At 59.8% G+C, this 25723-nt stretch carries 25 protein-coding genes and 5 pseudogenes; 20 read left to right on the top strand and 10 right to left on the bottom strand.

The window, feature by feature from the left end:
- The first annotated feature begins 412 nt into the window (after positions 1 to 412).
- The gene (locus H1204_RS49065; RefSeq protein ID WP_180736393.1) at positions 413 to 1177 is read left to right on the top strand and encodes a hypothetical protein; all 765 of its coding nucleotides are present in this window, start codon (positions 413 to 415) and stop codon (positions 1175 to 1177) included.
- 455 nt (positions 1178 to 1632) lie between these two features.
- Here the strand turns inward: H1204_RS49065 and H1204_RS49060 are convergent, their stop codons facing one another.
- Together H1204_RS49060 and H1204_RS49055 are read right to left on the bottom strand one after the other, a co-directional pair.
- Positions 1633 to 1836: a cold-shock protein gene (locus H1204_RS49060; RefSeq protein WP_180736392.1), complete on the bottom strand. Its 204-nt coding sequence runs from the start codon at positions 1834 to 1836 to the stop codon at positions 1633 to 1635.
- Between the two features lie 990 nt (positions 1837 to 2826).
- Positions 2827 to 3015 carry a hypothetical protein gene (locus tag H1204_RS49055; protein ID WP_180736391.1) on the bottom strand — a complete coding sequence of 63 codons (189 nt, stop codon included), beginning with the start codon at positions 3013 to 3015 and terminating at the stop codon, positions 2827 to 2829.
- A gap of 164 nt (positions 3016 to 3179) precedes the next feature.
- Here H1204_RS49055 and H1204_RS49050 point away from each other — a divergent pair, with 164 nt between their 5' ends.
- Together H1204_RS49050 and H1204_RS49045 are read left to right on the top strand one after the other, a co-directional pair.
- Positions 3180 to 3590 carry a hypothetical protein gene (locus tag H1204_RS49050; RefSeq protein WP_180736390.1) on the top strand — a complete coding sequence of 137 codons (411 nt, stop codon included), beginning with the start codon at positions 3180 to 3182 and terminating at the stop codon, positions 3588 to 3590.
- 536 nt (positions 3591 to 4126) lie between these two features.
- Positions 4127 to 4570, top strand: a complete 444-nt coding sequence (locus H1204_RS49045; RefSeq protein ID WP_180736389.1) for an HU family DNA-binding protein — start codon at positions 4127 to 4129, stop codon at positions 4568 to 4570.
- Positions 4571 to 4809: 239 nt separating this feature from the next.
- Here the strand turns inward: H1204_RS49045 and H1204_RS49040 are convergent, their stop codons facing one another.
- On the bottom strand, positions 4810 to 5904 hold the full coding sequence (locus H1204_RS49040; protein WP_180736388.1) for a zinc ribbon domain-containing protein: 1095 nt from the start codon (positions 5902 to 5904) through the stop codon (positions 4810 to 4812).
- Here H1204_RS49040 and H1204_RS49035 point away from each other — a divergent pair.
- A complete protein-coding gene (locus tag H1204_RS49035) occupies positions 5813 to 6133 on the top strand; it encodes a hypothetical protein (protein WP_180736363.1) in 321 nt (106 codons plus the stop codon). The two genes, H1204_RS49040 and H1204_RS49035, sit on opposite strands and share 92 nt — an antisense overlap.
- 456 nt (positions 6134 to 6589) lie before the next feature.
- Here the strand turns inward: H1204_RS49035 and H1204_RS49030 are convergent, their stop codons facing one another.
- Positions 6590 to 6919 (bottom strand): hypothetical protein, encoded by a 330-nt coding sequence (locus H1204_RS49030; protein WP_180736387.1) that lies wholly within the window; start codon positions 6917 to 6919, stop codon positions 6590 to 6592.
- Between the two features lie 436 nt (positions 6920 to 7355).
- Between H1204_RS49030 and H1204_RS49025 the strand changes: the two genes are divergently transcribed.
- From H1204_RS49025 to H1204_RS49000, 6 genes are all read left to right on the top strand, one after another.
- Positions 7356 to 8384, top strand: a complete 1029-nt coding sequence (locus H1204_RS49025) for a hypothetical protein (RefSeq protein ID WP_180736386.1) — start codon at positions 7356 to 7358, stop codon at positions 8382 to 8384.
- Between the two features lie 124 nt (positions 8385 to 8508).
- On the top strand, positions 8509 to 8865 hold the full coding sequence (locus H1204_RS49020; protein ID WP_180736385.1) for a hypothetical protein: 357 nt from the start codon (positions 8509 to 8511) through the stop codon (positions 8863 to 8865).
- Between the two features lie 214 nt (positions 8866 to 9079).
- A complete protein-coding gene (locus H1204_RS49015) occupies positions 9080 to 10879 on the top strand; it encodes a methyl-accepting chemotaxis protein (protein ID WP_180736384.1) in 1800 nt (599 codons plus the stop codon).
- Positions 10880 to 11179: 300 nt separating this feature from the next.
- Positions 11180 to 12379 (top strand): cyclic nucleotide-binding domain-containing protein, encoded by a 1200-nt coding sequence (locus H1204_RS49010; protein WP_243469138.1) that lies wholly within the window; start codon positions 11180 to 11182, stop codon positions 12377 to 12379.
- Between the two features lie 116 nt (positions 12380 to 12495).
- Complete coding sequence (locus H1204_RS49005) at positions 12496 to 13308, top strand: flagellar motor protein (RefSeq protein ID WP_180736382.1); 813 nt, start codon at positions 12496 to 12498, stop codon at positions 13306 to 13308.
- A gap of 26 nt (positions 13309 to 13334) precedes the next feature.
- Positions 13335 to 14012 carry an OmpA family protein gene (locus H1204_RS49000; protein ID WP_180736979.1) on the top strand — a complete coding sequence of 226 codons (678 nt, stop codon included), beginning with the start codon at positions 13335 to 13337 and terminating at the stop codon, positions 14010 to 14012.
- Positions 14013 to 14609: 597 nt separating this feature from the next.
- On the opposite strand, the pseudogene H1204_RS48995 reads toward H1204_RS49000, so the two are convergent.
- The 4 genes and pseudogenes from H1204_RS48995 to H1204_RS53195 form a co-directional block, all read right to left on the bottom strand.
- Positions 14610 to 15074 (bottom strand): annotated as a pseudogene (locus tag H1204_RS48995) (helix-turn-helix domain-containing protein); the annotation flags it as partial.
- A 205-nt stretch (positions 15075 to 15279) separates the two neighbouring features.
- Positions 15280 to 15708, bottom strand: coding sequence for a VOC family protein (locus tag H1204_RS48990; protein ID WP_180736381.1), 429 nt, complete (start codon positions 15706 to 15708; stop codon positions 15280 to 15282).
- A gap of 40 nt (positions 15709 to 15748) precedes the next feature.
- Entirely contained in the window at positions 15749 to 16711 is a 963-nt protein-coding gene (locus H1204_RS48985; protein WP_180736380.1) for an SOS response-associated peptidase family protein, read from the bottom strand.
- A gap of 273 nt (positions 16712 to 16984) precedes the next feature.
- Positions 16985 to 17149 (bottom strand): annotated as a pseudogene (locus tag H1204_RS53195) (recombinase RecA); the annotation flags it as partial.
- 66 nt (positions 17150 to 17215) lie between these two features.
- Here H1204_RS53195 and H1204_RS48980 point away from each other — a divergent pair.
- From H1204_RS48980 to H1204_RS48965, 4 genes are all read left to right on the top strand, one after another.
- Positions 17216 to 17521 (top strand): hypothetical protein, encoded by a 306-nt coding sequence (locus tag H1204_RS48980; RefSeq protein WP_180736379.1) that lies wholly within the window; start codon positions 17216 to 17218, stop codon positions 17519 to 17521.
- 10 nt (positions 17522 to 17531) lie between these two features.
- Positions 17532 to 17750, top strand: coding sequence for a hypothetical protein (locus tag H1204_RS48975; protein ID WP_180736378.1), 219 nt, complete (start codon positions 17532 to 17534; stop codon positions 17748 to 17750).
- 60 nt (positions 17751 to 17810) lie between these two features.
- Positions 17811 to 18449 (top strand): NUDIX hydrolase, encoded by a 639-nt coding sequence (locus H1204_RS48970; protein WP_180736377.1) that lies wholly within the window; start codon positions 17811 to 17813, stop codon positions 18447 to 18449.
- A 552-nt stretch (positions 18450 to 19001) separates the two neighbouring features.
- The gene (locus tag H1204_RS48965; protein WP_180736376.1) at positions 19002 to 19331 is read left to right on the top strand and encodes a hypothetical protein; all 330 of its coding nucleotides are present in this window, start codon (positions 19002 to 19004) and stop codon (positions 19329 to 19331) included.
- Positions 19332 to 19780: 449 nt separating this feature from the next.
- Here H1204_RS48965 and H1204_RS48960 read toward each other — a convergent pair whose 3' ends face one another.
- Entirely contained in the window at positions 19781 to 20197 is a 417-nt protein-coding gene (locus H1204_RS48960) for a hypothetical protein (protein ID WP_180736375.1), read from the bottom strand.
- A gap of 149 nt (positions 20198 to 20346) precedes the next feature.
- Here H1204_RS48960 and H1204_RS48955 point away from each other — a divergent pair.
- The 4 genes and pseudogenes from H1204_RS48955 to H1204_RS48940 form a co-directional block, all read left to right on the top strand.
- Positions 20347 to 20621: pseudogene (locus tag H1204_RS48955) on the top strand (cation transporter dimerization domain-containing protein); the annotation flags it as partial.
- A 204-nt stretch (positions 20622 to 20825) separates the two neighbouring features.
- Complete coding sequence (locus H1204_RS48950; RefSeq protein ID WP_180736374.1) at positions 20826 to 21140, top strand: DUF4148 domain-containing protein; 315 nt, start codon at positions 20826 to 20828, stop codon at positions 21138 to 21140.
- 137 nt (positions 21141 to 21277) lie between these two features.
- A pseudogene (locus H1204_RS48945) lies at positions 21278 to 21535 on the top strand (IS30 family transposase); the annotation flags it as partial.
- A 430-nt stretch (positions 21536 to 21965) separates the two neighbouring features.
- Complete coding sequence (locus H1204_RS48940) at positions 21966 to 22361, top strand: group II truncated hemoglobin (RefSeq protein ID WP_243469228.1); 396 nt, start codon at positions 21966 to 21968, stop codon at positions 22359 to 22361.
- 21 nt (positions 22362 to 22382) lie between these two features.
- Here the strand turns inward: H1204_RS48940 and H1204_RS52450 are convergent.
- A pseudogene (locus H1204_RS52450) lies at positions 22383 to 22516 on the bottom strand (nitric oxide dioxygenase); the annotation flags it as partial.
- A 340-nt stretch (positions 22517 to 22856) separates the two neighbouring features.
- On the opposite strand from H1204_RS52450, the gene H1204_RS48935 reads away from it, so the two are divergent.
- Together H1204_RS48935 and H1204_RS48930 are read left to right on the top strand one after the other, a co-directional pair.
- Positions 22857 to 23180 carry a VF_A0006 family four-cysteine protein gene (locus tag H1204_RS48935; RefSeq protein ID WP_180736372.1) on the top strand — a complete coding sequence of 108 codons (324 nt, stop codon included), beginning with the start codon at positions 22857 to 22859 and terminating at the stop codon, positions 23178 to 23180.
- A gap of 544 nt (positions 23181 to 23724) precedes the next feature.
- Positions 23725 to 25704 (top strand): lytic transglycosylase domain-containing protein, encoded by a 1980-nt coding sequence (locus H1204_RS48930; protein WP_180736948.1) that lies wholly within the window; start codon positions 23725 to 23727, stop codon positions 25702 to 25704.
- The last annotated feature ends 19 nt before the right edge of the window (positions 25705 to 25723 follow it).

Genomic DNA, 25723 nt, shown 5'->3' with positions numbered 1-25723 from the left:
GAACGACGCACGCGCCCAGCATGCTTGCATCGCATTGTTTCGGCGAATCGTTACCCGCGCGCGAGGCGACGGCGTTGTGTAAGCATCCGGAAAATGCTGCATAGAGTCCTAACCCACCATGAACTCCGTGAAAGCCTTGTCCCAACGATTCATCGTCTCGCCCGCGAAACGCTCGCCGCGAGCGTGTTATCGCGTGTAATGGCTGTGACGCGACCGTAGGTTCAACATGCATTCACTCGCAGCGGAAGCAGACAGCGAGCAAGCGTGAAGCATCTGCTTGTCTCACTGAAACCTCGCGGCAGGCGCTGACTACGGGAGAGTCAGTGATTCCGCAACTCATTGCGCCAGCGCTTTCTCTCCCATCCCCGTCTTACAACTCTCGCGTGATCGCCCAAGCCTTCGGAGCATTTTCATGGATACGCTGACCAGTTCCGAGTCCGGTGCTTCTGCTGCGGACACCCATACTATGGTAGATCTCTGGCATCGCCGCACGACCCTGAACGAGATCGAAATCGGCCAGATCTACGGGATGGTCTGCCATTCCCTCAAGGGTTACTACCCCTCCGAATTGCGCCGCCTGCCCGAAGACAGGGAAGAGTTGATCGCTCAATTCTTCTACTCGCGCGTGCTGCGTCTAGGTCTCGAACAGCGCGTGTCGCACGCGTCGGCGGGCAGCGCGCCCTCCACCGCGTACGCGCTATGCGCGTACTTCCGGCGCTTTTTGATCGACTGCCTGCGCCGCGCCAGCTTGCAGCGCGACGTGTCAATTGAAGCGGACGGCGTGCAGGCCGAACTCGATGCACGCGCGCATGTGCCCAACGATCCGGTCGCCTCCGCGCTATCGGAATATGGGCTCAAAGAGCCATCCGTGCGAGAGTTGGCGTGCGCGTTCATCGCGACACTCGACGAGCCCGATCGCATCATTCTTGCCGGTAGCCTCGGCTCGGCCCACAAGCGCAAGGGCGGCCTGAAGGCCGTCGCCAATGCCAATAACGTGCCGTCGTACCACTATCGCGCTCGCAAGCTAGGCGTGACCATGAAAAAAGACGATACGCCCGACGATTTCGCCGCGACCAAAGTCGGTTGCTGGATCCACGGCGTGCTCGGTATCGCGATTGTGCCGGAGAATAGCGAGGTGATTTTGATTGTACTCAACTTACTCGCATTGGAAGCTTAAGAATGACCTGACATGGTCGGTTCTGATTTGATAATCGAATAGCCAGCCTGTCACCGTTTAATCGAACGTCGGAGTAGAGTCAAAGTGCCAATCCGACCCTACACACAGAAGGCTGGCAAGGCAGCATGACTTTCCGTGAGGCAGAGGCTGGGCCGCCGTGAGGAATCAGACGCGGGACAGATTAGCCATCGAGATTCGGGCCCGCACTGGCACCGCACTGCGAAGATTTCGTGTGAGCGGTCATCGAAGCAACGTATTCTATTCGAGCGATCCCTCGAAATAGCCGTTGAAATGTCTCTCCATTGTGTTCCGTTCGTCCCAAATACGGTTCAATGCGATCTCGGCGTGCGGGTCAATTTCACATCGGCATAGACACCACGGCAGAATCTGAAAAGAAGCTGATGAGCCTGATGCCGCCGCCCAATTTCGTATGCGTCGAGTGTTTGCGTGTCGACTTACATCGGCAGGATATTTGCTGCCTGCTTGCCTTTCGGGCCCCGCTTCACATTAAGGTTGACTTTCTGGCCCTCCCGGAGCGACCTGAAACCTTTGGCCTGAATTTCGGAGAAGTGCGCGAAGAGCTCTTCGCCGCCGTCGTCCGGCGTGATGAATCCGAAGCCCTTCGCGTCGTTGAACCACTTCACAGTACCGGGTGCCATTTTCCTGAGTGCTCCAAGTGCCTTGTATAAAGGCTTGATATCAGGCTTTTCGCAAAGGCGTCAGCTCTTCGATGTCGGAAAATTTGCTTCTGAGGCTTGGCGGAAAGCCAGAACTCCAGCTCGGCGTCAGGCTTCTCTACTTCGGCGGACTGCTGTTCAGGACGGCAAGGCGGCACTTTCGCGAATGAGTTGGGCGTAAAAGCCCCGTTATCAACATGCGCTCTAGTGACCGCTGTCGGCATTGCATTGTGGGAGGTGACCACACGTGGCCCATCCCGAGCGGGTCAAACTACCGCTCGCGCTGGTGCTCCCGGATACACCACCATATTCGGATGTGCCGGAAGAGGCATTGGTCGCTGTGCTGGTAGAGGCGCTTGTAGAGGCCGATACCGGTTGAGCATCTTGTTGCCCTGACTTGTCCTGGGCTTGCACTGCGCCTGCTAGCAGGAGTGCCCCCGAGAACGCTGCAGACATGAGAAACTTCGTCTTCATGGCCTACTCCTTACGACATCAGGTTTCAGGTTTCGCAGTCGCTATGACACGGGCAATAGGTGACCGGGCCGGCATGCGCCTCAGGACAGACGCCGCCGGCGAGTTCACCTGTTGCCAGAACCCGGTCGCGGAGGAGCGTTATTCCTGGCCTTTGCCTTCTACCGGGTCTAGGAAGCGTCAAGCAACGCGGCAAATCCGCGATTGGCGTTCGAGGGGACAGGGGCACCTGAAGAATCGCCAGAAGGCCGGTAAGCCCGGTACGCAATAAAGAGGCGTACGCATTGAAGAGACGAAGAACCAGCGCAGAAATTGAATAGTGGCGCAGCTGCAATGCTCATCGACGGGGGGCCACCCACATCGACCGCATCTTGCGAATCTCAATGCGCAGTGCATCCCATTCTCTAATGATTTCGGACGCAGTCGACCGGAGCACCATATCACATGGCGCCAGCTAAATTCCTGCCCTCTTTCACGGACCGCGCAGGAGCGGACTCCTGATCAGCGTCTCTTGATGTCGACGGCTACGATTTCGTATCCGGGATCGGCGTGCTCGTGCGCGACTTTATCCGCTTCCTCATACGAGAGAAAGGACGTGGCTTCCTTAACCTCCGGTGCCATGCCGATATCGCCGCCCTCTGCGGTGCAGAGAAACTTCTCGCCAGTCTTCACGACGTAGACTGTCGTCATGTCTGCTTCCATGGCTTGCATGGCGAACTTCTAGTCTGGTAGGCCGGAAGGGTTGCACACGTTTCGCCGAGTCGTTTCCGTAACGTCCTCTCCGGAGCAGTCCCGCCCTCCGATTTTTTTGTGCGTGGTCACCACCTTGACGACCATCGGATTTTTTTTCGGGGATGGAACTGGGACCGATGGCTGGCCCTTGCATTGAGCACCGGGGCGTATGTCGCGCGCTCTTTCTGGTTGGCAATCTGCACGTGCTGCCGGGATTTGTGTTCCAGATTGCCGGGAGTGTTGTCGCCTTCGGACTGCTCTTCTTCCCTGCTGTCCAGGCATACTTCACTGCCACATCCGCACACAGGGGAGCGTTCTCGGTGCGCGCGACCCTCAGCACCGGCCTGCTCCTCTTGAGCGCGTTTACCGGTCACTCGATCGTTATGGGAGCGTACCGGAAAACGATTCCCATTGAAGTCAGGTGGATCGGGCTCGGCGTCTTCCTGTTGCTGACGCTTGTGCTGAGCATGCTCGCTCGCTGGCAGTTGGCAGCATCCATTCGCGAGATCTCCGCGCTCGGAGTTGCAGTGTAATTCGCGTACATACTGCTGGGCAACTTCCTCAACCTGCGATCCACCTGCCCCGAAGTGACGCCGTACCTTGGCTGGGTGAACAGCGCGCTTCTCACAATTACGCTGGGCGCATCCGGTATTGTCCTCGTGGCCTGTGCGACGCGTTGGCCCCGGCCGGCTACCGTCTAAGACTTCATCCGGCACGCACGGCACCTCTAGCCGTGCCCGGAGGTGGCGACGGGGGCACCGGACTACGCTGAGGTGGTGCAGCTCGTGCCGCCCTTTCTTCTCTGACGGCAGCCATAGACTGAGTCCTGAGTCCGAAGCAATCCCAGGCATCCTGAAAACACTCACCTATAGTCAGTAGCCATTCGTCGTCTATAAGGGGGTGTCCCCCATCTTTCGGTCCATCAGAGGAATTGTGTAGGGAAGTTCATTTAAGTGCCTGTATTAAGGCTTTTCTTGACACATAGTGCACCGATCGTCATAGCATGCGTATGCTTGCGGCACGAACTGCGGCGAGCCCCTCCTAACTCGAAAGTGAGTCATCCACGACTATGGCTAAGACTGCAACGAAGACGGCAACCAAGACCGCATCGAAGGCTGCTCCGAAAGCTGCCAAACCGGCTACCAAGGCTGCACCGGCAAAGGCTGCAAACGGGACGGCGAAAAAGCTGGTCGCCGGCGCGCCTGTGAAAGAGACGTTCACAAAGGCTTCGCTCGCCAATCACGTTGCGCAAGCGGCTAATGTTGAACCAAAAGCCGCGAAAGCGATTCTCGCCGCGCTGGAAGACACCATCCTCGGCTCGGTTCACAAGAAGGGTGCCGGCGAATTCACGCTGTCGGGTCTTCTGAAGATCACGGTTCAGCAAGTGCCCGCGAAGAAGAAGCGCTTCGGCAAGGATCCGTTCACGGGCGAGGACCGCTGGTTCGACGCGAAACCGGCGACGGTTCGCATCAAGGCGCGCGCTTTGAAGAAGCTCAAGGACGCGGCTGCATAAATGCAATGGCTTTGATCTGCTGCCTCCGGGCAGCAACCAGTGCGGGCGCCGATGTCGGCGCCCGTGTTCATTTCAGCCCTCGTATCCCTCACTATTCACGGTGGCGGCCCTTCACGTTCGCTACGTCTCGCTCCCGAAGCATCTCATCTATCCATTCCGACTCAACTGACCATCTGCTAACCGGCTGGTGTGAGCAAGGCGCTTTCCGACGGGCAGCGCATCCTGAAAAACTGGTTCTGTCAGTTACTCGCTGGCGGCCGCTCACCGGGTTCTGGAGAACGGAGCTCCGCCGTCTCCGCAACAGGCTCGCCGCACTGGTTGCAGAAAGGAAAAAAGGCGAAGTTACGGCCGCCGCAGGCGCAGACCTTGAAAAGATTCAGCCCACAATGGATGCAGTACGAGGCCTGCTCGCCGCCAAGATGCCACGGCTTGTCGCACGACGGGCACAGCTTCTTCTGGAATGTACTGAGCGCCTTTTCGTAATCGACACCACGTGCGCGTTCGGTCCGACTCTGTTCCAGATCGGCGCGCTTTCGCTCGACATATTTCTGGAACGCACGGAGCATGTAGATCCCAGCGAACACGACGAGCGCGATACCCACCAGCACGCGTACGTATCCCCCGAAACTGGGCAGGTACGGGACAAGCTCGACGAAGAACGCCGTCAGCGCGAAGAGGCCAAAGCCGTACACGAACGGCCAGTATCGGCTTTTGCGAAAGCGGATGAAAAGCGATACGGCAACGACGAGAAGCGGGAGCGTCAACGCAAGGCGCCACCCGAACACGATGAGCTCGTAACGACGGCTTGCCGCCTCGTAGCGCTTGTCGGCGGCCTGCCTGGCGGCCGCTATCTCGATGCGCAACTGCTTCAGGTGCGCGTCGATCGGCCGGGCCTCATCGGCGAGCGCATTCTGCTGGCTTTGCCAGCCCGCGACGCTCGCCTGAAGTTCGTCGAGCTTCTGTGTCCGTGCAAGCAATTCCGGATCATTGCGGCCGTCCCCCGTGGCCTGTCGGGTCGCGATCCAGTTCCTGAAGCTCTCACGCGCCTCCACATACAGCTTGCCTGCGCGGTCGTGAGCAATGCGAGTGTTCTCGATCCTGTCGTTCAGTGCGTCCCGCTGAAGCTGCAAATCACGCATCTGGGCATCGAGCTGTGAGGTCGCTGCATCGCTGAACTGGGCGGCATCCGGTGGCCCGCCTCGCGGGGCGTACATCAGATCGCGGATCACGAGCGAGCCCAACATGTTCAGGAAGATCGCGAAGGCGATCGCGATGATCCAGGAAGCGATTTTCAGCAGACGTGCCGGCCGCGAATATGCCTGGCTGTTGCCCATGTTGATCTCTTTTCTCAAAGGTGACCCCTACGTCTGTTGTGGAACTCCGGCTTCGGCCGCCCCGACGGCTGGAAGCGCGAGGATGATGCCGTTCTATCGTGGCAGGACCGCCGAACTGCGCCCCTGCGAGAGTTTTCCCGTTCGTGCGGTGTCGCAGGAAAACCTTGCTCGCCTGCAGTGCAGAGCTGCGAGAATATTCGGGATTGCCATCCCGAACATTCTCCCCTAACGTGCCGGTGTCGGCGTAAGGCAATATGCCCGAACAACTGCCCGCGATGTCGCGTTTTCTTACCACGAGGTTTTTACGATGCCTCGCTCCAAACACAGTGGACGTTCTGGCAGCGCCGGGTTATCCCTTCGAAGAATGCCCTCCTCCCGCTCCCACAAGCCAGGATCACCGAAATTTCATTGGGGTGTGGGGCAGAGTCATGTTTTCTTGCAGAATCTACTAGAATCCCTGTGAAAGGATCGCGGGTGCATACTGCCGTTCGGCCCGCGTCGCCGCATTCGCTCTACTTCGGCAACTGAACTGGGCAATTTGCGCTGATGCGGACCCTCCGCTGCCGAATGACCGGTGGTTACTGCCCATTTCCCCTGTGTGGGCCATCTTTGATGGCGATGTTCTGGCAGCGTCGGTCGCGTTCATCCAGCACCTGACCGGCCTCGTCGGGCGGTGATAGCTGCATCACTGGTCAGGTTTCATGATGCCCATGTGCATGGCAGTGTCGACGCACATGGCGACCAGTTCGTCGTGGGAAACCCCCTCCGTCAGACGATGGTTGAGAACCTCGTCGAATGTGCCGGCGCAATCAGAAACGGCATTCATCGCATTGCCTTCCGTTCGGTTATACGCCCCCGCAATGAGCCATCGAGCCCGACACTTTGCGGCGTCTATCGTCTCTTGAGCCGAAGCATTCCGGTCTGCCGCGTGACATTCGGGAACAGGGATTGGCTGGAATGCTTGCGACAGCGACGGGATAATAAGGACGGCAGCGGCAACCAGTCGACGGTTCATGATGTTTCCTTTCGTGGCCGAACCTCAGGGATTTCCATAGACGCGGATGTGAGCACGCCCGCGTCAAGGCCATTCTCTGCTGGCTCGGGTGGATACTCTGTGCGCCAGTTCACCGTCTTTTCCTCTCCTGCCCTCTTATCGCCCACGTGCCAGATGACCTCGCCAACCTTCCAGGCAAACGGATCGAACGCCTGACGTCACTGGGGCAGATCGAAATGATCTAGCGCGCCTTTATAAACAACAGGCTTCTGATAGGAAATCGCGCGTACTTTGTTGAGCCCCTGTATAGGCCCGCAGCGCCTGCCGCTTGGTGAGGGGCGTTCCCCTTCCATCGCCCACCAAAACACAGGTCACAACTGGCCTGACTTCGTTCGGCCTGCGCCCGGCGCCTATGCTTGATTGGCGCATTCGCACAATATGACCAAGGAGGCGTGTCATGAAACCCGCGCTATGTGTCGCCGTCGTCAGTCTGCTGTTCGGGGTCCAACTGGCGCACGCCGCCTGCCCCAGCGACGCCGTCTTTCTCGTTCTCGGTGATCAGATTCGCGGTTACCCGTTGCGCGCCAACGGAGCGACCGAGCCCTGCCAGGTCCTGCAAGGGCCACTCACTACCCTCATGACTGCCGGCTCGACGGTGATCGACCGGAAGAACGCCTTTCACGTCGCGCAGTTTCTCACCAACAGCACGGTCGATATCTTTCCGCGCAACGCCGAGGGCAATGAGGCGCCCCACCGGTCGTTCATGTTGACGACGACAAATGACCTGCTCAGCATCGCAGTAGATTCCCACCTCAATGACTTCGTCCTGAGCGTTCGCCCCTCTGAGGCAGGTGTATACGTTGTTCCCAAGAACAGCTCCGGGCCCGTAGCCAGTCCGGTTCACATTACCGATCCGAATGTCGTCCAGTACGTGAGCATTGCGATCGACAGCGACGACAATCTCCTGATTGCGGGTTACGACGCCCGGGGGACGGCGTTGATCGACACGCTTGGCACGAGCCGGAGCCTGACCGCGCCGCCGCTCTTACGCAGCCTCACGGGCAGCAGAACCGGCCTGCTGCCGGCGGGCGGACTCTTTGCCAGAAACACCATGACGATCACTGTCGATCCTGATACGGACGAGTTATTCGTCTTCAACGCGACCATGGACCTGACGCAGAGCCAGGTGCGCGTTTTCTCCGCGAAGGCCCGCGGCGACGTGCGGCCGGTACGGACAATCAGTGGTCCAGCCACGGGACTCACTGCCTCCGGCTTGCCGGGCAACACGATCGCCGTCTCCTCGGACGGGCGGCTCCTTGTTGCCGCGCCGAACCTGCGCATTCTCGCGTTCGCGCCGGGAGCACGGGGCAATGTTGCGCCATCTCAGGTCATCGACGACTCCACCGCGGGTCCAACAACACAGGGAGGGATCGCGGTGCGGTCGCGCGGAGGCGGACAACGAAATGGAAATGACGATGCTCAATGACACTTCAAAGGACGGAACTCTGCCCGACTGTCGAGCCCGTCAGACTGGGCAACCGACATGGGTCTGTGGGAATGAGCAGGCTGGTGAAAGCCACGCGGCCTCGAATGGCTTGCACGGATTTTTCATGAAGCAGGTCGACGCGCGGCAGGTTGTGAATGGTCACCGTCGTCATGGAAGTGTTGCCTGTGTCGGGATGGGCCTGATTGAGCAAAGCGCAGGGCTCATGCCATTTGGGGAAAAGATACCCGGGACACCGCCTCTGTGCGGGACAACGCGGTTTTCTGCTGCCAGGGACCACGCTCGCCACAAGCAGGATCTGTCGGGTAACAGGCAACAGTCCGGACATCATTGTCCTGAAGCCGCGACATCCATTCCGGCGTACCAGACTGACGCGCCGCAAGCGTGCGAGGCAGCCACGCCGGGCAAGGCCGTCAATTTTCCGGTTGACAAAAAAAGCGCGAGCCAAACTACATTTGATTAAATGCTGCGCGGAAACGCGGGTTCATCGTTGCGCTTACTGAAGAATCGCTTAAGGAAGTCGAACCAGCGCACGCTCCGTTGTTTTTTCGACAATCCGCGCGGCGCAAGCTCAAGATAAGCGTGAACGTGCCGATAGCGAGTCAGTCGTTCGTTATCCATCGAACGTCACACACGGGTCACAAGCCTTGATCTACTTCGCTCCGGTTCTCCACCTCATGTTCACGTCAATCCGCGCGCGCATCGTCGCGCTTTGTGTCGCCATCGTCGTTGCAGCATTGATGGCAAACGCAGGTCTGAATTACTTCATCTCCAATAACTACAATTCGGATGCGATCGCCAGTACGCTGACGGCCGTCGAGGAGAGCCACGTCGACGGCGTGGCCGATTGGGTGACAGTCCATGCCCAGATGATCGGTTCGCTTCAGGATGCCGTTCTGCAGCCCGACCCGATTCCCGCACTCAAGCAGATTGCCGCTGCAGGCGGCTTTACGAACGTATATGTCGGTTACGCGGACAAAAACGCGAAGTTCTCCGACGCGACGGGCATTCCCGCGGATTACGATCCGACCGGGCGTCCCTGGTACAAGCAGGCCGCTGCAGCAGGTAAAGGCATCGTCACGCCGCCGTACGTCGACGTGGGCACTGGCAAGCTGGTGGTCGCATTCGCAACCCCTGTCGTGCGCGACGGCGTCGTGAAGGCGGTCGTGTCAGGCGATGTGGCGATGGACAATGTGATCGCCAACGTCAGGGCGATTCACCCGACGCCGAATAGCTTCGGCATGCTCGTCGACAGCAGCAGCCAGATCGTCGCGCATTCCGATGTGAAGCTCACGCTCAAGCCTGTCACCGAACTCGCGCCCGATCTGACGAACGAGCGGCTCGCTGCCATGCTCAATGCCGAACACCCGTTGCAGGTCGATGTCGGCGGCAGCGCGAAACTCGTTCGCGCGCAAGCAGTGCCGGGCACGGACTGGCGTGTGGTCGTCGCGCTCGACAAGTCCGATGCGACGGCGGGCATGCGTTCGCTGCTGACCGCGTCGTTGATCGCGCTACTCGTGATTGCCTGTGTCGCAGGAGGCGTGGTCGCGGCAGTGACGGCGGTTTCGTTCCAGCGTCTGTCTCGAGTCCGCGACGCAATGGATGCGATTAGTGCAGGCGAAGGCGATCTGACGCAACGCCTGCCCGCAGAAGGCAGTGATGAAGTCGCGCAGATCGCGCGCTCGTTCAACGGCTTTATGGACAAGCTGCGCCACGTGATGCGTCAGATTCGCGAAGCAAGCGAATCGGTGCGCATAGCCTCCGATGAGATCGCAGCGGGCAACGTCGATCTGTCGAGTCGCACGGAATCGGCGGCTGCAAGTCTCGAAGAAACGGCTGCATCGATGGAAGAGATCACGGCGACGGTCGACCAGTCGGCGAGCGCCGCACGGCAGGCGGATGACACGGCGAACTCGGCGTCGGAAGTGGCGTCGCGCGGCGGCGTCGCGATTACTGACGTCGTGAGGACGATGGCCGAAATCGAAACGGCGTCGGTGAAGATCGCGGATATCACGGGCGTGATAGACGGCATTGCATTCCAGACGAACATTCTCGCGCTCAATGCCGCCGTCGAAGCGGCGCGCGCGGGCGAAGAAGGTCGCGGCTTTGCAGTCGTTGCGGGTGAAGTGCGCAGCCTCGCGCAACGCAGCGCACAAGCCGCACGCGAAATCAAGGCCCTGATCGAGTCCACCGTCGCCAGCGTGAAGTCCGGTTCGGATCAGGTGCGTCAGGCGGGCGAGACGATGTCCGAAATCGTGACGAACGTCTCGAACGTCACGACGATCATTGCGGAAGTCACGCACGCTACCGATGAACAGACGCGCGGCATTCAGGAAGTCAATCGCGCGGTCAGTCAGCTGGATGAAATGGTGCAGCAGAATGCGGCGCTCGTCGAACAGTCGACAGCGGCCGCAACCGCATTGCGCGCGCAGGCAAACAATCTTGCTAACTCGGTCGGGCAGTTCAGGCTGGACTGATACAGGGCCCGGCAAATCCCTGAGTTCTTCTAAGTCTGTTTCGAGGGTCCAACACAGGGCTCTCGAAATACCATGACTATTACGACCTGTATTCCCGATGACTGTGCTTTACGTACTCCTCCCGGGAGCTTTCCTTGTAATTACTTGAAGAATGCGTACTCGCGCTCGCGCTGCCGCTATGCGAATTGACTCAAGAACCCTCGCTGCAAGGCCGTAAACAGCATTCATACGAGAACCAGATCGATCACCTCCATGCGGGTTGCGGAGACGGTCGACAGAACAACCGCTACGGGGAATCACTTGAATCGCAGTCAAACATGGTCGCGCACAGCCGCGCCGGGCGAAGTCATCTATTCGGAGGGCTACGCGGGCGATCGCCTGCTCTTCGTCATCGCCGATGGCAAAATCGAAATCTCCACCCGTTGTGAAGAAAAGCGCGTCGTGACAGCCACGCTTGGCCGTGGCGACTTCTTCGGCGAAAGCGCCCTGCTCGGCGGCGATCCGCGTCCCAGCACTGCCAAGGCGCTGACGTTCTGCCAACTGACCGTCGTGCCCGCGAATATCATCGAAGACGAACTCGAACGCGTCTCACCGCTCCTGCGCCATGTCGTGCGCACCATGATCCGCCGTGCGAAGGCCAAGGACGATCTGCTCGCCACCTACACGCACGCCGACTTCATGCCTGGCGTGCTGTCGTATGCGCATGTCCTTTCGCTGCTAGCCAGCGCGGAGCCGAAGGCCGGTTGGGGCCGCCGCGGCGGCGCCGAGGCGGGCGAAGTGAGCGTCGCGCTCGCGGACGTGGTGCTGAAGTGCCGCGCCGTGGCCGGCCACTCGCGTCCGCACGTCATGGCGATGCTGCGTCGCATGGAGAAGCTCAATCTCATCACCATGGAATCGGGGCAGGCGTCGTCGCACCTGGGTGGCGCAGATCATGGCGATGGCGCGCTGGGACGCCAGGTCGTCACGTTCGACCCCGTGCGCATCGTCGACCGCGCGGCACAGGTGGCCGATCATGATCTCGATGTCTCGATCAACAGCGAACTCGAACTGATCGAACTGAGCGATCTCGAGGCGCTGATTGGCGTGGAGCGCAACCTGCTGCTCAACAAGCTCTCGCATGGCGAGATCGCCGATGAACTCTTCGCGTTCAGAAAGTCGAAGGTGCTGAACTTCGTCGAGCAAAAGGGCGTGTCGTATTTCACGAAGCGCGCGAACCGCGGCTCGGGTGAAGTGAACACGCTCGACGACCTGCTCTTCGTCGATCAGCGCACGCTGTTCGAAGCGATCAATACGCTCGATACCTACGATCTCGCGAAGCTGCTGGCGTCCCTCAAGAATCCTGCCGTTTCGGAGCGCCTGCAGTTGGTGCTGTCCGAGGCGCGCAAGAACGAGATCTCGTGGCTCATGCGGCGCGAGATCAAGTTCGATCCGATAGAGATCGAACAGATCGAGCAGCGCCTCGTCGTCGCGGTGCGCGAACGCAGGGTGGATGCGGCGTAATCGACCGATTTTCTGACGCTGCAACCGCGCAGGATGCATCGATGGCGCGCCCGTCAGGTTCGGGTGTGCCGGCTCCCCTGCTCCGGGCATTTATCCACGTCATAGCGGAAACACGTATGGATCTTTTGACTTTGTTCGGAGTCCTGCTGGGCGGCACGGCCGTCGTCGTGGGCTTCTCGCTCGAGGGCGGCCATTTCGCCTCGTTGCTTCAACCCGAAGCGCTCGTGGTTGTGCTCGGCGGCACGCTCGGCGCGGTGATGACCCAGAACACCTGGGCGCGTTTCTTCGATGCAATCCGTCGGCTGCGCACGGTATTCGTACGCGCGCAGCAGGTCGATGAGACGAGCCTCGCCGCCGTGCTCGAATGGGGCGATCAGGCCAAGCTCAACGGCCTGCTCGCATTCGAGTCGATGGACTTGCAGGGCATTCATCTGTTCGCCCGCCGCGGCCTCGAACTGCTTGCGAGCGGCGTCTCGACCGCCGTACTCGAAGACGCGCTCAACCGGGAGCTCGAAGCCTATGGCCGCACGCATATGGCGGCCGCGCGCCTGTGGCAGCAAGCGGGCGGCTATGCACCCACCTTCGGTATTTTGGGCTCCGTTCTTGGCCTGATCCAGGTGACTGCGCATCTGGTAGAGCCGTCGCAGTTGGGCACGGGCATCGCCGTGGCGTTCGTTGCGACGCTGTATGGTCTCGCGCTGGCGAATCTGGTGTTTCTGCCGCTCTACGGCAAGATGCGCGCGCATATCGAAAGCGAATTGCGGCTGCGCAAGCTCTATCTGGACGGGCTGCTCGCGATTTCGCGCAAGGAGACGCCGCACACCATCGCGACGCGACTCGCGGGCGAAATCCGCGGGCATGGCGCGGCGAGTACATGGGTACACCCGAACGCGTCGGCGGCGTTACCTGACAGCGCGCCCGTCAACTGAGCGCGAGCGGAGCTTCAGGCATGCAGATGTCATCCGATAAACACGCGGCACGCGATCTGCCGCTGAGTTTCCTCGACCACGGCGAGAACGAAGAAGGCGAGCAGTCGGGCCGTTGGCTTCTCTCCTACGCGGACCTCGTCACTACGATGATGGTGCTGTTCCTGGCGCTGTATGCCATGCAGCTGGCGAAGAGCCGTGAACTGGAATTGCGCGATCAGTCGCGGGTTGCGCAGACCAGCACTGCACCGGCAAGTGCGCGGTTGCAGCAAGGCACCGAACGGGCCTTGCTGGCCTCGCTCGATCCGCTGCGCGCGCGTGGCGAAATCACGATCGCCCGCGTCGAGCACGGCATGGAAATCGGCATCAACGCGAAGATTCTGTTCAATGCCGGCGATGCGGCATTGCTACCCGACTCCTTCGGCGTGTTGAGCCGCATCGCGGGCGTGCTGGCGCAGGTGCCCAACGGCAACATCCTCGTGGAAGGGCATACGGACAATACACCGATCGCCAATGCGCGCTATGCATCGAACTGGGAGCTCTCCTCGGCACGCGCCGGTGCCGTGGTGCGCTACCTGGTCGAGCGCGGCGTCGATGCGCATCGTCTCGCGGCAATCGGCCGCGCCGACAACTTCCCGCTCGTTGCCGGCACTGATCCCGCGAGCCGTGCGCTTAACCGTCGCGTGACTATTGCCGTGCAGTACTGACGCTGATTGTGAGCCTTCGCGCAAGCGACGTTTCGCGGGCGTGAACGCGAGCCCCGCGAGACGCAACGCATGTACGCGCGAGCGCCAATCACCGCGTAGCCGACGGGCGTGCAGAAATCGGCCGGCCGCGAAGCATGTTTACGTCCAGCGGCCGAACGCACCCCACTCGCAACCGTAGCCAGCCACCGCGTCGCCAAAGGAACGCTTGCTCTGCCCCCTCTCTGCCGGTCGGCGAATCGTGTCGAAAACGACGCTCGCCGGAGTCCAGCCGTCGTTCGTCCCTCCACGTGCCGCCCTGTAACCGGCCACCCGATTATCAAATGCGAATGCTTTTTCATCGGCCCGAGCTGACGCTCAGGCATTGCCGTTTGTGAGGCCCGCTTCAGATTGCTTTTCTGCGGTTCGGATCAGCGCGACCGTGAATGTCTCGGTTAGTCTCAGCGAATTCGTACTCTCGCCCCCAAAGCGGTCCTACTGGGTTACGTCAGAATGAAGGCCGTTTCCAGGGGGTAAAGCCGCCATTCTCCCCTTCACTTTAGCTGGCAAACTTCCCGCTGGACCGGTCGAGCACGACCACACTCCCATAGCCGATAAGACTCACAACGCCCGCAACTCACGGCCCCCCTCACCTATCCGCCGCCGCAGTAGCGTGCGCAATGTGACACCGTCTGCATAGCCGACCTGCTCGGCAATGCGATCCACGCTGAGCTTGCTCGTCTTCAGCAGATGGACGGCGCGTTCGACCCGCAGATCCTGAATGGACTCGACGGGCGCTTTACCGAGTACCTCATTCAGACGTCGCGTCAACGTCCGCTTGCTGGTCGCCAATGCATCAACGACGACGTCGAGCGCGATTGCCGTGTCGAAATGTTCGCGCACCCAGCGGTCGAAACGCTCGACGGGAGGGTCCGAATGGGACAGGTGATCGGAGATCGCAAAGGCGGATTGCGACGGTCGCGAATCGAATACGAGATAGCTGGCCACGAGCGCCGCAAGCTCAGGGCTGTTGTTGCGGATCAGCCAGAGCGCAAGGTCCACATGGCTCAGGGCCGCCCCTGCCGTCGCCGTGTGGCCGCTGGCATGAGGTGTTACGGCTAAGCAATTAGAACAACTCCCCCTACCAGCGTTCGACCAACGATGGCTCGCGAGCAATGACAGCCAGAAGCATGTAGACATTTCGCCGGAAAATACAGCCAGGTGTCGTTGCTTCTCTCCTCGCTCCATTTTGCCTGCCCAGGAAGGGATTCGTCTTACGGGAGAAAGCCCATTATTTTTCTTTTCGCATCGAAGGCGTGAAAGTCACCCCGACCAGTATTCCCTCGGGTGAGAGAAAACGCGTGACGGTTTGCCCCCAGGGTTCTTGCTTGTTCTGGACCAGGATTCGATATCCCCGCGATTCGAGATTTTCCGTTGCCTTCTCTACACTGTCGACATCGAACTCCAGCCATGCTTGCGGGACAGGAACATCTTCGGGCCACGAATCGCTATCAAAGCAGGAGTGCGCGGCCTGCGAGAGAGGCCACAAGGCAAAGGTCTTTGCGCCCGGAAGAGCTTCCGTATGCAAATACTCGCCACTCTCCTCTTTGAAAGAAATGCCAAGGATTTCGCGGTAGAGTTGGCGACTTTCGGCCGTCCCACGGACGATTGGACCGAAGCCTGCGATGAACAGAACCTTGAAGCTGCTCGCAACTTGCATAGTTCCTCCTTACCAAACTGCATCGAACCGCAGGTCATTTTCATGCAGCTAGCCGATGCTCGTAATACGGTTGCTCCCTATCATCAAGAATCGCATATTGCACCGCCAGGTCATTGGGGTCGGGGTTTAGCCACGCGTCGATATACTGCTCTTTGATGGGAATAATGCAGCGGTCATGCCCGGCCGCCGTTACTTCAGGCGGGGGTTCGTCAGTGATTGCCGCAAATGAATACAGATCCGGCTCACCGGGACCCGCCCACTTTGACCACAGGCACGCAACCAGCATCTTTTGACCATTGTTGGGCCTGAACTCGAGTACCACGTTTTCATCTCTCTCGCCATCGGAGAGTTGTCGCCCTTCCATCTTTGCCTTGCTGACGTTTTCGTAGAAGGCGTCGACCAGCACGAGTCCTTGTGAGTATCCGAATAGGCCTTTCCAAAAGCCGCCCAAGCTGTCTTTCCGGGCGTTGTACGTGCCAGGATATTTGAAGTCATAATTTGCGGGCTTGCCAGCAAGCCGGCACTGATACCTCATTGGCTTCACAACGCGCCGCCCATTTTCAACAACCAGCACGGGCGCGTAGTATCCGGGAAAAATCCTCGAATCGCGTGGCTCGCTCTCAGTGCGCTTGATGTCATCAAGTCGACGGAGCGTCGCCTCAATTTTGTCGCCAGCGATGCGCTTGCTTTCAATGGCAGCCTTCGTGGTCTTTGTTTTTAGAGTTCGCTCCGCTGCAACGAGCCGCGCCCTTTGTTTGAACAGCTCTTCCTCCAGGGTCGCCGCTTGACCGGCATTAAAGAGATCGATGAGCTTCTTGATTTCAAGCTCCGCATCTGACTGTGGCGTGGCAAACGAGTCGTCCATCCTCTTTGGGATTTTTGCCTTGAGGCGCCCCTCGGCTCGCTCCCAGTACACACGCGCAAATTCACGGATGTCCATGGTGGCACCGAACATGCGCACGAACTTTTTGTAGTCGGCTTCTATCTGGGCTGAGTAGCACACATGGCCTCCAACTATTCTCGATAAGCGACAGTATGTTACGAGTCGAGTGCCGCTGCTGCCACCATGTCCGACGAGAGCGGCTCTCGGCTGACCTCAGTTAGGGGCCAACGCGTGTCTTGTCGTCGAATTGATAGCAAGACAGGCGTCGGTTGCAATCGCACTGTGATGGACTCTGCGATTGTCGGAACACGGTGCTTCACGATATCAACGATGAGTCCGTCGACGGTTGATCGTAAAGCCAAACATAGCAGTGCCGCAGACACCCGGCTGCTGCAAAAGCAGGTCTACAAGCGCTGCGAGCGGCCACCCTCCGCCCGGCAGTTCTCGGGACAGCGCTGGATACCCAGTGTCGACAACGCGGCCGCGACCGTGCGCGAGCCGCGACGGCCGCCACACCGACGGATGAATGTCCTCCAGGCAAACAAGGGGAGCGTTCATAACCCGATACGACACCTGTGTTTTTATACAGTATCATAGGCGTCAGCCGACTACCCGAGAACTTGAATGGACGCCCGCGTTCGCAAGCCGCCTATCGACCCGATGCCCGAAATTGCTGAGTTCGTCCGCTCGCTCCGCGAGGCCTTCGGCGACAATGTCATTGACCAAGCCGTGCGGGAAGGCAAATCTGGCGACCCCACGTTTTATGCGTGTGAGAACGGCAGGAGTGTCGGCACGGCCGCGCCGTCTGGCACGCCATGGCAAGTCGACGATTCGTTGCGCGACCGGCATTTCTGCGCAAGCTGCGACGGGGGCTGCATCGGACAAGGTGTTGGCTGTTCCGACTGGCGTCACTGGAACCGAAATCGATAAGAGAAGTCAGATGGAACGTCAAAATTACAGGGGTTACGCCATTTGGGGGCATGCCATTGCCCAGCGGGACAATCTCCTTGAGCACGACCGATACGCGGCGAGCGGTACGATAACCCGCGACACAAAGTTCGTCGAAGCGTCGGGTATTCTGGGAGTTTTTGTCAGCGAACAGGAAGCCCAGGAAGCTGGGCTGTCCTGGGCGCGCGCATGGGTGGATAACCATGGCTGACGCAGAGAGCTCGCGGAAACTGTCGAGCATCCGTGATGTGCGAAATACGGAGAGCATGCGATGACGGAGTCAACAACGCACCAGCCATCCCGAATTCAACTCGACCGAGCTCGTCGGCTTCTGGCGCTTGCACAGACAGGAATACATTACGCGACCAGCGCCTTCGACAAGGAACGTTACGAGGAGATAGCGAGAATCGCTCACAGTCAAATCGCTGACCTCGTCTCCATGGATGTAGGCGAAGTTGCCGAATTGTTCGCCTTCGAATCAGGTTACGCCAATCCCAAACTTGACGTCAGATGCGCCGTCTTCGACGAGACCGGTCGTGTACTGCTTGTCCGAGAGGCATCAGACGGCCTTTGGTCGCTTCCGGGCGGATGGGCTGACGTTGGCCTCTCACCTGCCGAGAATGCAGCGAAAGAAGTCCGCGAAGAAAGCGGATATACGGTGCGTATCGAACGACTGCTGGCAATATGGGATATGAACAAACACGGCCATCCCCCATCCGTGTTCCACATCTGGAAGCTCATATTCCTTGGAACAATCGAGAAAGCTGGGACGTCTATCGGGACCGAGACCGATGCTGTCGAATTTTTTAGTATCGGTGACCTCCCCGCGCTATCACTGGGTCGAGTACTGCCCGAACAGATTCAAAGATTGCATGGGTTGTATCGTAGCGGCGACGTCGATTTCAACTGAGCTTGGCTACCCGCAATGCACGCGCCAAACGCTGTCTCGCCCTCGAGGCGAGTTCTATCGCCCTTACTCGCCACGGAACAGCGTCGCAATATCGAAGCAGTCACCGCCCGCGCCGTCGCCGGGCATTCCGAATTTCCTTCTAGCCACACCGATGCGGGCCTGTTCGGCCACAACAAGCTTGGCGGCAGGACGGCCGTCGCGGCAGATTAAAATTTCGCCGGCTCCGCTTTCATAGACTCCACCGGCATTGACAGCGAATTCTCGGTCCTTGCGATGTCGACGACGTGGGCCCCCATGTGCGTGCCTCCCGAAACAGATTGCCATTGTGAGCGCATTAACGCGTCAGTCACTGAATCTGCATACCTCCCCTGCAGGACACGCGTTGGAACGAGTATCGACCCAGCTACCACCCGTCAGCCGGCGCCGGAAAATATCGACTTGCTACGGCGAAATATTCCGTTTCAGAACTCACAAGTACAGCGTCAACACTGCGGTAAGCGGCGACGTTGAGGAGGTGAGCGGCAAGAAGCCGTTCCTCGACAGGAGATAGCCATGAACACCCTCACCTACAAACTGGTCGCAATCGCTGCATTATCCGTCGCGTTCGTCGGCACCGCGTCGGCTGCCACGAACTGGGACGCATCGCACCCGCGCCGGGCCGAGGTCAATCGTCGGCTGGTCAATCAAGACCACCGGATTCATCAAGAGGTCCGCGAAGGCGAGATGTCTCATGTACAGGCAACGCGCTTGCATCGCGATGACCATCAGATTCGTCGCGAGGAACGTCTGATGGCAAGCCAGGATGGCGGACATATCACTCGCCAGGAAGACCGAGCGTTGAACCAGCAGGAAAACCGGGTGAGTCGACAAATCGGGCAGTGATGCCCGTACTCGCAGCGCCGCGCAATGCAACTTTCGAGTCGCTGCGAGCACTCTTGCACGCAAACCAAACGGAGCAAAAGATGATATCCGCAGGCACCTACTCGCTACGGGACCAGGTGCAAAAGTGGCTCGCTCCGGACGTAGCGGTCCCACTCCGGGTAGCCGAACATGGTCGACTGCGCGCTTCAGGAGCCCGCTACGTACTCGTTGAAGTCCAGTCGACGATGGGCTTTCGTTCAATGTACTTCTTTCTGCACTCCGACGGGAATTGGTGCGTTTATCCGCCCCCAGTCGCACGTCGAAAGGTGCCTCGTAGCGAAATTTTGCCGCCTCATTCTGAGGACGGAAAAGGCTGCCCTGCCTCGATGTCTGCCGGCTAATAGTCTACGTCAGGCTCACGTACCGCTCTTCGGGCGATTCGGTCTCCTGGGGCTGAGCGCAAGCCCGTTTTAGCCCTCCAGCGAAAACGGCGAGCCGCCAGTGTTTTCCTCGAACCATTGAAACGCGTCCTCAGCGCTGATAAAGCTGACGCGCTCGCGAACGGCCTTGAGCGTTCTGACTTGCTCCTTGATGTTGGGAGGTGGGCTGCCATACGCATTGAGTACTGCTTTGCCCGCTAGTACTCGTTCCAGTCTTACGTTCTCCAGCTCGAGCGTGACCTTGAACAAGCCGCGCGAGATAGCATTGGTGGTAAGGCTGTCGTCCGCAACGATGACCTGGACTGAGGTATCCGAATCCGCAGCATCACCCCACAAGGTCGCGGTATCGGTCAGATCTGTGCCGATAAGTTCACCAGCACGGGCATACCCGTCTTGCACGCTGGTGACGGTTTTGTGAATCGGGTCGATGAGGAACGATACATCCACAGGCGTCTCTCCATCAGGTCAGGGCCTATGCGGACCATAATACACGCCGATGCCGCGCCGGCCGGATGCATTGGTAAGAGCAACACGACCCTGCTCGTTGCATCGGAGGGCACGTGATGGTGCCATCACAACCTGGTGGATCGTTCGCGGACGAAAGCGAGGCGCACGCCATCCGGCAGACGCTACTTGGTACGCCGGGCGTCATTGGCGTCCACGACCTGCGCACGCGCAAGATGGACGACATGATCGTTGTCGATGTTCACATCGAGGTCGACGCCACGATCTCCGCCCAAGCGGGGCACCACATTGCAATCGTGCGCGCCAGCGCGTCCTGACGCGCCATCGAGTGCTCAATGTCATGACCCACGTGGACCCGCACAAGGGGATCAATACAGATGCGCCCGTAGGGCCGGCCAGCGCATGAGACACGGCACGGGATACCTTGACAGCGTAGTGGCGAGAGGCGCGCCGGGTGGCCGGAAAAGATAACGATCTTGTAATGAGCGGGTCAGCATCGGGACAGGCGTCACAGTCGAGAATGAAGTCAACTCCTCATCGACGCCGATGGAGAGGCTCGAGGCCTCGTTCAGGGTGAATGTGGCCGCTACGCTCCCAAAGGGGAACCATCATGAAAGCACTTATCAAGGCAGTACTGATTGCCTGCGCGCTGGGCGCGCCTGCATTCGCGTTTGCCCAAGCCGCCAACGCGCCGGTGACCCGCGCCGAGGTGCAAGCTGATCTTGTCCAGGTTGAACAAGCGGGTTATCGTCCAGCAGCAAAGGACCCGTACTATCCCGCCGGCATTCAGGCGGCCGAGGCGAAGATCGCGGCGCAACGCCAAACGCCTGAGGTGGCGTCAGTCGGCGGCGTGACGTCGGGTGCTTCGCAGGCCGGTGGGCCACTTGCGCTGAACGACCCGCAGCCGATCTACACTCACCATTGAACGCGCGTCGTGCTGCCAGCCACTGGCCGCAACCCGGTCATGTGTAAGGAGGCGCCTTGGCCTACGCTCCTGAAGCGCGACACCATTGCGTCGGTGCCCAGTTGTCCGAGCTTGACGCTGGAGCGGCTCGGGTCGCCGCCGCAGACACCATCTGCCGTAGTCTTTTCATTCAGGCACGGAGTGCCTTGAAGAAAGAGTTGCTGGAGCATTTACGGCGCCCCAGGGCCATACGTAGTTCGCGCTATCACACTCAGAAAACGGACGATCACGGCAGGATCCTCGACGCGGTATCAATCGGTGAACGCCCCGCCACGGTGGAAGACCGTGCGGTGCCGCGACACTGGGAGGGGGATCTCCTGTGTGGTAGCGGCGGTAGCCAGATTGCCACGCTGGTTCGTACGCCAGCGGCGTCTTATATCAAGCAAATGCGCACTGTTGGTGGTCACATGCCGGTACGCACCATATTGCACGACTGCGCCGGCCGTGACGACCCTTCCACCGAGCGGCCGGGGTATTCCCGTCTACCTCTTCAGGGAGAGGCTGGCGCGATGCGTGTTCGCTATCATGGACGCACACACGTCGACCCGAACGACGCGCTGTCCGCTGATCTACTGTTTCAGCGCCGATTCGCCGTCGCGCAGCTCCGTTGTCGATCCGGAGAAAATGGCGCTCTTCGCCGGCGAATCGTCGGCGCCAGTGATCACGCGACGTCGGCGGCCGAAGTGAGTATGTTGCGCGAGGCCGAGGATGCTTAACGTCGCGTCGGCGAGCACGGGGCGGTCATCATGCAGGGCACCGCAGGAACCCACTAAACCTGAGGACATCGTGGAGACAAAACGCCAATCGATGCACCAGATGATCGGCGGCGAAGCGGCGGTTGCGCGCCTCGTCGAAACGTTCTACGACATCATCGAAACCGACCCCGACGGTGCGAGCATTCATGCGCTGCATTTGAAGGGATTCGGGCTTGGGCACGTGCGCCAGGCCCAGTTCGAGTTCCTGTCAGGCTATTTCGGCGGACCGCAGTACTATGTCGAGCGAACGGGGCACGCGAACCTGCAATACATGCACGAGCATATCGAGATTGGGCCTGCGGAAGTTGAAGCCTGGTTGGCTTGCATGAAGAAGGCTATAGTGGCACTCGGCTACGACGCCCACATCGAGACGGCGCTGATGCGGCATTTCACACGTAGCGCACATGCGCTCCAGAACAGGGCCTAGACGCCACGATCTGTCGGGTACAACGTTGAACGCGTTCTCGGGTTCGGGATGGACCTCGAACGGCCTCTGGTAAAAGCGCTGGATGATGGGGTACCTATGTGCGGCAAGGACAGGTGCTGTCGCCTTGACGCGATATCCTTCGTGCATTGCGCCATCTTTTTCCTCGCATCGGATGGGGTGATCCTTTTCGTGCTTGTATGCAAGTCTTGGTCGGCGTCGCGTCGGCGGCACAGCGAAAAATGCCGCCGACGCAACAAGGAGGAGAGATTGGATCGACGGGCCTTTGTTGTCGTCGGATACCGTGCAGTGTCCGACACGTTCCGCCTGCATGGTCGCCTCTGCCGAGATCAACCATAGTGAAGAAAGAGCCCCCCATGACTACATAGACGAGCGGGAAGCTTGCTGCTAGCTTGACCAGATTGTGGGAAACGTACCCAGCCGAGCTGTCGCCGGTCAAAATTCGCCATCTGTGGTTGACCATCGCTCGGCGAGTTGATGGCATTGGGAGAAATCATGCGAAGTCTGTGCATCGCGCTCGTGCTGGCTACGTGCGTCAGCAGCTCGGCACGGGCGGATGAATTTGACGGACAGGACAACGACAACGCGTTTCGCCAGTGTGTCGCACAATCGGCGCGAAGCACCGGCAGCATGCTTGTGTTTCAGATCATGCAGAATGCGTGTCTGAAGCTTTACCGGCAGTCGTCAACGATGAGCGATGCCGAGAAAGGCTACTACGCCTGCCTGCTGCGGTCTCTTCAGGGAGTCAACAACGATATCTATGCTCAGGTGGCTGCCAAGGCCTGCGGAGATCGTCGATAGTCAGCACGGAGCAATGGGCAGCCAATCCGCGGCCCTGTTTTGCTTGACAGTTGTTTTTATCACCTTTACGAACGGATCGTTCGTTTCTGGCCTCGTTCAGGCCACACACGCCATTTCATAGCGCAACGCAACAAACCCGCCTGCAATCAAACCCTTACGGGCCTTCCACTACAAGTTGTCCACAGCTTCATCCACTTTTTCTGTGCACAACTTTCATCGACGTGTCATGTGATAGGAAGACATCCGGGCGAAACAGCCAGCTGCCAGCATGAAGTCAATGGAGATAACCTGGAAAGCCCGGCTCACGGCGCATCCCGGCCACAACGGCCGACACCGCATTCAAGATCTTCTTGATCTCAGTGGCGAATCCAGTTCCAGGCCTACGCCACGAAAAGCGAACACGCAAGTGCCGGGTGGTCCAGACATCCTGCTCGCAAAGCGCCGAATTGCGGGCTGAGTCCAGTGTTTTTCGAAGCTTCGCTTCGCCGGATTGCGGCCTAAGCTTTGGCTCAATTCTCTGCACCGAAACAACGAAAAAACAGCGATGTCCACACGACTCCACCGGGTGTCTCGCGCGGTCGGTTTTGCCCTTGCCGCCGCGACATTCGTCATATCTGGCACGGTGCTAGCCAGACATCCCACCCGGCTCTCCCCGTTTTCCGCCGACGATCAGATTTTCATCAAGTTGCATGATGCCGCCCGCGACAACGATCCCGCGCGTGCAGCGCAACTGGCGAGCCTGATCCAGAACTATCCGGCGCCGGCTTATCTCGACTATTTCCAGATCAAGCCGCGTCTGTTCACCGGCGCAGGGCATGCGAATCTGGACGCGCCGGACGCACCGGTGCTGTCGTTTTTGCAACGCTACGACGGACAGGCGATTGCCGATCGTCTGCGCAACGACTACCTGCGCGTGCTGGGCGCGCGCCACGACTGGCACGATTTCGATTCGCAATATTCACAGTTCGTCCTGGACGACGACACGCAGGTGAAGTGCTATGCGCTCGAGTCGCGCGCCGCGCGGGGTGTGAACGTGGCCGACGCGGCGCGCGCGCTGCTCGTCGACCCGAAGTGGTACGGCGACGGCTGCGTCGATCTGGTCACCGCGCTCGACCGTAACCATCAGTTCACTTCGGAGGATGTCTGGCAGCAGATTCGCCAGGCCTATGAACAGGGCGCGACGACGACCGGCCGCAGACTGGTCGATGCGCTGGGCGCGGCGCGCCCGGATCCGCTGCTCCTCGAGCAGGCGACGAACCAGCCGCGTCTGGTGCTCGCGAAAGGCGTCCAGCTAGACGCGGCGTCCCATCAAATCGCGCTTCTCGCCATCACGCAGGTGGCGGCCAGCGCTCCGTCGGCGGCCGCGGCCACCTTCACCGCGATCGCACCGGCGCTTACCCTGGCGGAACGCGGTATCGGCTGGGGCACGATTGCCTATCAGGCGGCGACCCGGCAGCTGCCAGGCGCGGTGGACTGGTACCGGCTGTCGGCGAACGCGCCCCTGTCGAGTCAGGCCTACGAGTGGCGCACGCGCAGCGCGCTGCTGGCCGGAGACTGGACGATGGTGCGCTGGTCGATCGAGCAGATGCCGGCCGCGCTGCGCACGCAACCCGCGTGGGTCTACTGGTACGCGCGTGCGTTGAAGGAAAGCGGGGATGCGGCCGATGCCGTGGCGGCCAACCAGGCATTCGGGAAGATATCGGGAACCTATACCTTCTATGGCCAGCTGGCATCCGAAGCGCTCGGCCAGAAGATCGTGGCGCCACCACAGACGAAAGTGACTGACGAGGAAGTTGAGAAGGCCGGCCAGACACCGGGCTTCGAGCTGGCAAAACGCTTTTATGCGCTGCAACTGCGCACGGAGGGCAACCGTGAATGGAACTGGCGACTGCGCGGCATGACCGACCGGCAACTGCTCGCAGTCGCCGAGTACGCACGCCGCATCGAGCTCTATGACCGGGCTGTGAGCACCGCCGACAGGACGCAGACCGAGCATGATTTTTCGCTGCGCTACCTGGCGCCGTTCCGCACGATTGTCGAGCGCGATGCGCAGTCCACCGGGTTCGATGTCGAATGGGCGTATGGCCTCATTCGCCAGGAGTCGCGCTTCATCATCAATGCGCGCTCGGACGTTGGCGCAGGCGGCCTGATGCAGGTGATGCCGAACACCGCGGAGATGGTGGCGAGGAAGATCGGGCTCGGTACGATCTCGCGGGCGAGGATGAATGACATCGACACGAACATCCTGCTCGGCACGTACTATCTGTCGATGATTTACAACCAGCTCGACCGTTCAGCCGTGCTCGCGACCGCCGGCTACAATGCCGGCCCTGGGCGCCCGCGTAAATGGCAGGCCAACCTGCCGCGTCCGGTGGAAGGTGCGATTTTCGCGGAGACGATTCCGTTCAACGAAACCCGCGACTACGTCAAGAATGTGTTGTCGAACACGGTCTACTACGCGGCGCTGTTTGATGGCCGCCCGCAATCGCTGACGGAGCGGCTTGGCCATATCGAGCCCCGATGACATCGTGCGCAACGCTGCC

The organism is Paraburkholderia sp. PGU19 (assembly GCF_013426915.1).
Lineage (GTDB): Bacteria > Pseudomonadota > Gammaproteobacteria > Burkholderiales > Burkholderiaceae > Paraburkholderia.
The sequence above is the reverse complement of the archived record's forward strand: the minus strand, read 5'-3'. Positions and strand labels throughout refer to the sequence as shown.